Source organism: Ancylobacter sp. (assembly GCF_965229075.1).
Lineage (GTDB): Bacteria > Pseudomonadota > Alphaproteobacteria > Rhizobiales > Xanthobacteraceae > Ancylobacter.
The window spans coordinates 1,850,162-1,857,500 of sequence record NZ_CBDDIO010000002.1; the positions used below are offsets into that span (position 1 = coordinate 1,850,162).

8 protein-coding genes are annotated in these 7,339 nt (G+C 68.3%); 2 read left to right on the forward strand and 6 right to left on the reverse strand.

Annotation, left to right across the window (positions count from 1 at the left end):
* Positions 1 to 449: 449 nt before the first annotated feature.
* The 6 genes from ACO07Z_RS14660 to ACO07Z_RS14685 form a co-directional block, all read right to left on the reverse strand.
* Complete coding sequence (locus tag ACO07Z_RS14660) at positions 450 to 1,193, reverse strand: phosphoadenylyl-sulfate reductase (RefSeq protein ID WP_421699375.1); 744 nt, start codon at positions 1,191 to 1,193, stop codon at positions 450 to 452.
* The gene (locus tag ACO07Z_RS14665; RefSeq protein ID WP_421699376.1) at positions 1,190 to 1,702 is read right to left on the reverse strand and encodes a DUF934 domain-containing protein; all 513 of its coding nucleotides are present in this window, start codon (positions 1,700 to 1,702) and stop codon (positions 1,190 to 1,192) included. The genes ACO07Z_RS14660 and ACO07Z_RS14665 overlap by 4 nt, the downstream gene beginning before the upstream one ends.
* Entirely contained in the window at positions 1,689 to 3,344 is a 1,656-nt protein-coding gene (locus ACO07Z_RS14670) for a nitrite/sulfite reductase (protein WP_421699377.1), read from the reverse strand. Before ACO07Z_RS14670 ends, ACO07Z_RS14665 begins: the two co-directional genes overlap by 14 nt.
* Positions 3,345 to 3,368: 24 nt before the next feature.
* Entirely contained in the window at positions 3,369 to 3,677 is a 309-nt protein-coding gene (locus ACO07Z_RS14675) for a DUF2849 domain-containing protein (protein WP_421699378.1), read from the reverse strand.
* A gap of 152 nt (positions 3,678 to 3,829) precedes the next feature.
* Entirely contained in the window at positions 3,830 to 4,600 is a 771-nt protein-coding gene (locus ACO07Z_RS14680; protein WP_421699379.1) for a DUF429 domain-containing protein, read from the reverse strand.
* Positions 4,601 to 4,610: 10 nt separating this feature from the next.
* A complete protein-coding gene (locus ACO07Z_RS14685) occupies positions 4,611 to 5,783 on the reverse strand; it encodes an NAD(P)/FAD-dependent oxidoreductase (protein ID WP_421699380.1) in 1,173 nt (390 codons plus the stop codon).
* A gap of 106 nt (positions 5,784 to 5,889) precedes the next feature.
* Here ACO07Z_RS14685 and ACO07Z_RS14690 point away from each other — a divergent pair, with 106 nt between their 5' ends.
* Entirely contained in the window at positions 5,890 to 6,789 is a 900-nt protein-coding gene (locus ACO07Z_RS14690) for an HpcH/HpaI aldolase/citrate lyase family protein (protein WP_421699381.1), read from the forward strand.
* 72 nt (positions 6,790 to 6,861) lie between these two features.
* Positions 6,862 to 7,065, forward strand: a complete 204-nt coding sequence (locus ACO07Z_RS14695) for a DUF1737 domain-containing protein (RefSeq protein WP_244450353.1) — start codon at positions 6,862 to 6,864, stop codon at positions 7,063 to 7,065.
* Positions 7,066 to 7,339 lie beyond the last annotated feature (274 nt).

A 7,339-nucleotide genomic window follows, 5' to 3' on the forward strand; every position in this document is an offset into this window, starting at 1 on the left:
GACGGCGCCCGGCGACGCGGGACGGCTGGGTCCCCGGGTCGAGCCCGGGGATGAGGGGGTAGGGATGCGGCGCACGCGGTGTCGTGGGGATGAGGTGGCGGGGAGGTGGTTCGCGCCGAGCTTGTTGGGGAGCATGGGCGTGCAGGGCGTTCCGGGGCCGCTGCATCAGGCTGCTGGGCCGCTTTCGCCTCCCTCATGCCCGGGCTTGACCCGGGCACCCAGGGGCTGGGCGCTGAGAGAGCGGATATCGCGGTGCCGAGCGGTGCGGGAAGGATGGATCCCCGGGTCGAGCCCTGGGATGAGGGGACGTGAAATCGGCGCGGACGGCGCCCGGCGACGTGGTAAGGCTGGGTCCCCGGGTCAAGCCCGGGGATGAGGGGGCGTGAAAGAGGCGCGGGCGGTGCCCGTGGGGATGGGGGCGGCAGCGCCACGTGGGCACCTGCAGCCGTTCAGGCGCTGACGGTGTTCAGCAGCGTGTGGATGCCGCACTCGGTCTTGCCCTTGCCGCGCCAGCGGCCGGCGCGGGCGTCTTCACCCGCCGCCGCGCGGCTGGTGCAGGGCATGCAGCCGACCGAGGTGAAGCCCTTGGCCAGCATCGGATGGTCCGGCAGGGCGAAATCGCGCTGCGCGGCTTCCACGGCCGCGCGGTCGAGATTGACGAGCGGGTTGAACTTCAGCCGGGCACCGTCGCGCTCCACCGCCGGGATCGTGGCGCGCAGGCCGCCCTGATAGCGCTTGCGCCCATTGAGCCAGCCGTCGAAGCCGGACAGCGCCCGCGCGAGCGGCTCAACCTTGCGGATGCGGCAGCAGGCATCGGGATCGGAAAACCACAAATCGCGGTCGGCATCGAGCGCCGCCACCCGTGCCGCATCCGGCTGGATGCTGCGCACATCGGTGAGGCCGAGCTGCGCCGTGAGCGCGTCGCGATAGGCCAGCGTTTCCTCGAACAGGAAGCCGGTATCGAGAAACACCACCGGGATCGAGCGGTCGACCTTGGCGGCATAGGCCAGCAGTACCGCCGATTCCGTGCCGAAGGAGGAGACGAGGCACAGCCGGCCGGGGCCGAGCGTGCGCAGGGCGGTGGCGATGATTTCCTCCGGCCCGGCATCGGCGAGCGCGCAGGCGAGCCCGCCCACCTCGTCCGTGCAGGGCGTGGCGGGGGTGAAATCGGCACCGGAACGCTGGAAGGTCATGCGCGCACTCCCGAAACCGTGCGGCCGAGGCGCTGGCGCAGAAGGCTGGGGCGCTGGTCGGTCGCCGGCTGATAGAACACGGTGTAGCGGTGGGTCGCCTCGTCGAAGGCCTCGGCGTCGGCTTCCTTCACCGCCTCGATCTGGTCGAAGCCGGAGCGCTCCATCAGCAGGAACTGGTCGCGCAGCACCTGGCCAATGGCGCGCAGCGGACCCTTCCAGCCCAGCCGCTCGCGCAGCAGGCGGGCCTGGCTATAGGCGCGGCCGTCACGGAAGGTGGGGAAGTTCAGCGCGATGAGCGAGAGCTGGCCGAGATAGGGTTCGATCTCGGCGATCGGCCGGTTGTTCGGCCAGATCACGCCGACCGGCGCCTGCCGTCCCTTCAGCGTCTCCGCTTCTTTCAGGAAGCGGTCGATGCCGAGGAGCACCGCCGCGCCTTCGGGCAGCGCTTCTTCGTCGGGCACGCGGATATAGGCGTCGGCGACGATGTCACCCTTTTCAATGAGAGGCATAGACGCGCTCCTTGAAGGGCTCGACGCCGAGGCGGGCGACGGTGTCGATGAACAGTTCCTGCGGGCCGGCGCGCAGCTCCAGATAGGTGTCGACCACATCCTCGATCAGGCCGGGCACCTGCTCATAGGACACGGCCGGCCCCAGCAGCGTGCCGAGCTGGGCATGCTCGTCGGCGCGCCCGCCCAGCGTGATCTGGTAGAATTCCTGGCCGTTCTTCTCCACGCCGAGAATGCCGATATGGCCGACATGGTGATGGCCGCAGGCATTGATGCAGCCGGAGATGTTGATGTGCAGCCGGCCGACGCCGCGCGCGCGGTCGAGATCGGCAAAGCGCTTGGCGATTTCCTGCGCCACGGGGATGGCGCGGGCATTGGCCAGCGCGCAGTAATCGAGGCCGGGGCAGGCGATGATGTCGTTGACGAGGTTGACGTTCGGCGTGGCGAGGCCGGCGGCGTCGAGCGCCGCCCACAGCGCCGGCAAATCCTGCTGCGCGACATGCGGCAGGCAGAGATTCTGCTCATGGCCGACGCGGATCTCGCCGAAGCCGTAACGCTCGGCGAGGTCGGCGACCACGTCCATCTGGTCGGCGGTCGCATCGCCCGGAGGCGCGCCGACGGGTTTGAGGGAAATGGTGACGATGGAATAGCCCGGCACCTTGTGCGTCTGCACGGAATTGCGGTGCCAGGTGGCGAAGCGCGCATCCTTCAGCGCCTCGGTGAGCGCAGCCGGCGCGTTCTCCAGCGCCGCGAAGGCGGGATAGATAAAGCGGGCGCGGATATCGGCGATCATCTCGTCGGTGAGGTGCAGCGCGCCGTCGCGGATCGCCGCCCATTCCGCCTCGACCGCCTTGGAGAATTCTTCGGCGCCGATCTCGTGCACCAGGATCTTGATGCGGGCCTTGTAGATGTTATCGCGGCGCCCGTACTGATTGTACACGCGCATGATCGCTTCGATGTAGCTGAGCAGCTCGCGCGCCGGCAGGAAGGGGCGGATCGACTTGCCGACGAACGGCGTGCGCCCGAGACCGCCGCCGACTAGCACCTCGAAGCCGAGTTCGCCGGCGTCGTTGCGGTGCAGGCGCAGGCCGACATCGTGCACCTTGATCGCCGCGCGGTCATGGCCGGCGGCGGTGATGGCGATCTTGAACTTGCGCGGCAGGTAGGTGAATTCCGGGTGCAGCGTCGAGTACTGCCGCAGGATCTCCGCCCAGATGCGCGGGTCGTCGCATTCTTCCGGCGTCGCGGCGGCCCACTGGTCGGTGGTGACGTTGCGGATGCAGTTGCCGGAGGTCTGGATGCCGTGAACGCCGACTTCCGCCAGCGCGGCCATGGCTTCGGGGAGTTCTTCCAGCTTGATCCAGTTGAACTGGATGTTCTGCCGCGTGGTGAAATGGCCATAGCCGCGATCATAGGTGCGGGCGACATGGGCCATGCGGCGCAGCTGGGCGGCGCTGAGCGTGCCATAGGGAATGGCGATGCGCAGCATATAGGCATGCAGCTGGAGATAGACGCCGTTCATCAGCCGCAGCGGCTTGAACTCGTCTTCCGACAGCGCGCCCGAGAGGCGGCGGCCGACCTGGTCGCGAAACTCGGCGACACGTTCGGCCAGAAAGGCGCCGTCGAATTCATCATAGGCATACATGGGCGGGGTCGGCCTTGTGCGTCGTCAGTGGGGCAGTTCGAAAGTCGGGCCGGCGACGCGGATGCGCTCGCGCAGATTGCCCGGGCCGATGGTGCCCTGGTCATCCACGGTAACCGGGGCAACATAAGGGCCAACCGCGTCGAGATCGCGCTTGCCGGCTTCCGCCAGCAAAGCGATGGCGGCCTCGGCGGTGGTGACCACGGCCGCATCCGCCAGCGCCACCGACCAGCCGCCGTCGCGCGTGCGCCACACCACGGCGCCGTCGGTGAGACGGTTGGCAGTGACGGCGACGGGCCCGTTGACCTTCAGTTTCTGCTGTTGCGGCGCGGCCATGCGCGAAATCCTCATCTCAGTCGGGGTGTTTTTCTATCACACCGATTTAGAACGTACAAAAGAAATATATGCACAAGAATGACGTGTAATTATCCGCGTGCTCTTCCGATGGCATGCGCCACCGCGCTGAAGGAAGCGTTAAAGCCCACGCATTACGCCCATATGGCGACGGGCAACCCTTCGGAGTCGCGCTCCGGCGGGGAGGGGAAACTCGTCGCCTGCCCCCGCGCGATACGCCCTGCCGTCCAGGCGGCGGCGCAGGCGTCGATGAGATCGTCCTCACCGACGCGAAGCTCGCGCGCCTTGAGGGGCGAGATGACTTCCGGCGCGAAGCCGGCCGCTTCGAGAAGCCGCCGGCGCAGCTCCAGCCCCGGTGCGGCGGCGATGCCCTTCACCTTTTTGGGAAGGTTGAGCGGCACCTTGTCGTTCATCGCCCAGAAGCTCACCTCCGGGTGGCACTCGAAGACCTTTTCCCGCGCCGCCGGCGTGGCGCGCAGCCAGCGGTCGAGTTCAACGATGCGGGGAAAAAGCGCAAAACCCTGTCGCGAAACCTTGCGCGGCGGTGTCGAGGTGGCGAGTGCGACCGCGCAGGCGTGGCGGTAGCGCGCCGCTTCCGGGACGCTGTCGTCCACGCTCGCATAAACCGCGGCCCGAGAGGGCATGGAGAACACGCTCGACTGACGCTGCCCCAGCTTCGGCCGCACCAGCCGCTCGGGCGCGCGGCCATTGGTCTCGATCCGTTCGGGCAGCCCGATCGGCATGTCCACGGCGACGATGTGCGGCGCCAGCGGGCGCTCGAACAGTTCGGCGATCGCCCGGAGCCGGGTGGCGTGGGCGGAACCATCCGGCTCGACGATCACCGCCACCCAGCCGCCCTTGCCGTCGCCGCGATCCTTGCAGCCATCCACGCCAGCGACGCGCATGTTCGCCCCCTCAGATAATGTTCAGCTCCGCATGCGGGCGGCCGGCCGCGATGCGTTCATAGGAGAACACGTCGAGATCGAGCGAGACGGAGCGGCCCTGCACCAGCCATTCCGCAATCGCCCGGCCGGCGGCGGGGGCCTGCTGCAGGCCGTGGCCGGAGAAGCCGTTCAGGAAGTAGAAATTTCCCACCTCCGGGTGCGGGCCGATCACCGCATTGTGGTCCAAGAGGTTCATCTCGTAATGCCCGGCCCAGGCGCGCACCACCTTCAATTCCTCCATCGTCGGGATGCGGTGGGCGAGGTTCGGCCAGATGCTCTCCTCGAAGATCGACCAGTCGACCTCGAAATCGCCGTCCGCGTCGGGGTCGTTGTCTTCCGCCGGCGGCGCGCCGCAGATCTGGTAGGCGCCTTCGGGCCGAATATAGAAGCCCGAGGGGTCGACCAGCAGCGGCAGCTTTTCGATCGGCGTGCGGCAATGCACGACGAAGACGCAGCGCTTCTTGCCCTCGACGGGGAGGGGAATGCCCGCCATGGCCGCGACGCGCCCGGCGCGCGGCCCGGCGGCATTGACCAGCGCGCCGCAACCGAGGCTCCGCCCGTCCGCCAGCGTCGCCCCCGTGATGCGCGCGCCCTCGCGGCTGAGGCCGACCACTTCGCCGGTGATGAAATGCGCGCCCTGCGCCTTCGCCGCGCCGCGCAGGCAGGCGAGCAGCGCGTGCGCATCGAACCAGCCCTCGCCCGAGCGGCCAAAGGCGCCGGCGGCGAGATCGTCGACATTCAGCCAGGGGAAGGCGGCCTTGAGCGCGGCCGGGTCGAGCAGCGCGATGTCGGCGCCCTCCGCCAATTGCGTGCGGTGATTGGCTTCAAGGATCGGCAGGCCGGCGGCGCTGGCGAGAATGAGATAGCCGCCCTCATGGAAGGCGAGGTCGGTGTCGGGCCCGAAGCGCTCCTTGGCGCTGCGCAAGAACTCAAGCCCGAACAGCGACATGCGGATGTTCTCGGGAATCGAGAATTGCTGGCGCAGCGAGGCGGCGGACAGGGTGGTGGAGGAGTAGGTGAAGCTGGGATCGCGCTCGATGACGGCGACGCGGCCGGCAAAGCCGGGATCGCGGGTGAGGAAATAGGCGGTGGCGGCCCCCATGATGGCGCCGCCGACGATGAGCACGTCGAAAGTCTCGTCCATGGCCTTGACCCATAGGCGGCGCGACCGGGCACCGGCGCCCGATTGGCAGCCCGCCAATCAGCGGGATAGGCTCTTCGCCACCATCTGCCAATGAGCCGAGCGAATCATGTCCACACCCGTCCGTCCGCGCCGCAGCGTGCTGTTCATGCCGGGGGCGAATCCGCGTGCGCTGGAAAAGGCGCGGAGCCTGAAGGCGGATGCCATCGTCATCGATCTCGAGGACGCGGTGGCCCCCGACGCCAAGGAAGAGGCGCGCGCCCGCGTCGCCGCCACGCTGGCGCAAGGCGGCTTTGGCCCGCGCGAGGTGGTGGTGCGCACCAATGCCACCGACACGCCGTGGTTCGATACCGACATGGCGATGATCGCCGCCGCCTCGGCCCGCGGGGAGGGGCCGGACGTGGTGCTGCTGCCCAAGGTGAACGACCCCGAAACCCTGCATGTGGTCGGCCGGCTGCTGGAAGCGCTGGGTGCCGCTTCGTCGCTGCGGGTGTGGGCGATGATCGAGACGCCCGTCGCGGTGCTGCGTGCGCCCGACATCGCGCTGGCGGCGAAAAGCCCGGTGACGCGGCTCGGTGCGCTGGTGCTGGGCACCAATGACCTGTCCAAGGAGACCGGTACCCGGATCGTCCCGGGGCGGGCGCCAATGGCGAGCTGGCTTTCCCATTGCGTGCTGGCGGCGCGCGCCGGCGGCGTGGCGGTGCTGGACGCGGTGTGGAACGATTTTCGCGATCTCGACGGCTTCGCCCGCGAATGCCGCGAGGCGGCCGAGATGGGCTTTGACGGCAAGACGCTGATCCATCCCGACCAGATCGCGCCCTGCAACGCCGCCTTCTCGCCGCCGGAGGCCGAGGTGGCGGCGGCGCGGGCGCTGATCGCGCTGTTCGACCGACCGGAAAACGCCGGCAAGGGGGTGGTGCAGCTGGAGGGGCGGATGGTGGAACGCATGCATGCCGACATGGCCCGCCGCACCGTGGCGCTGGCCGAGGCGATCGCCCGGCGGGGCTGACACGGAACGACAACCGGACAAGACAGGAACCGGCGGGCGGCATTCCTGCCGGGCCGCAGACAGGAAACCGACATGAAGCTCTATCGCTACCTCACCGGGCCGGACGACCAGGCCTTCTGCAAGCGTGTTTCCGCCGCGCTCAACAAGGGCTGGCAATTGCAGGGCAGCCCAACCCTGACCTTCGATCCCGTGAAGGGGCGGGTGATCTGCGGCCAGGCGATCGTCAAGGAAGTGGAGGGCGACTGGCACGAGGATGTGGTGCTCTCCGACCATTGAAGCACGGTGTTTTCGGGCGGTTTTGGCCCCCTAGCCGGCCCGTTCGGGCCGGCACTTTTTTGCCGGCGGCGAGACCGCCGGAAGGCCGCCGGCGCGGTCCAGCGAATTGGGTCAGAATTGCTAACCTATTGAAAGGTCAGTCTTTCTTCCCCAATCCGGCCCGATTTATCAACAGTGTCGTGAGCCTGTCATTTTTCTGAAAAAGGTCGTTGACAGTCGAGGCGGGTGGGTCCTATAAAGCGGCCATCGACGGGGCGCGCCGCTGACGCGGTGC

Coding starts and splice junctions, on each gene's coding strand:
- ACO07Z_RS14690 (WP_421699381.1), top strand. CDS start 5,890: ATGTCCACACCCGTCCGTCCGCGCCGCAGCGTGCTGTTCATGCCGGGG.
- ACO07Z_RS14660 (WP_421699375.1), bottom strand. CDS start 1,193: ATGACCTTCCAGCGTTCCGGTGCCGATTTCACCCCCGCCACGCCCTGC.
- ACO07Z_RS14670 (WP_421699377.1), bottom strand. CDS start 3,344: ATGTATGCCTATGATGAATTCGACGGCGCCTTTCTGGCCGAACGTGTC.
- ACO07Z_RS14680 (WP_421699379.1), bottom strand. CDS start 4,600: ATGCGCGTCGCTGGCGTGGATGGCTGCAAGGATCGCGGCGACGGCAAG.
- ACO07Z_RS14665 (WP_421699376.1), bottom strand. CDS start 1,702: ATGCCTCTCATTGAAAAGGGTGACATCGTCGCCGACGCCTATATCCGC.
- ACO07Z_RS14695 (WP_244450353.1), top strand. CDS start 6,862: ATGAAGCTCTATCGCTACCTCACCGGGCCGGACGACCAGGCCTTCTGC.
- ACO07Z_RS14685 (WP_421699380.1), bottom strand. CDS start 5,783: ATGGACGAGACTTTCGACGTGCTCATCGTCGGCGGCGCCATCATGGGG.
- ACO07Z_RS14675 (WP_421699378.1), bottom strand. CDS start 3,677: ATGGCCGCGCCGCAACAGCAGAAACTGAAGGTCAACGGGCCCGTCGCC.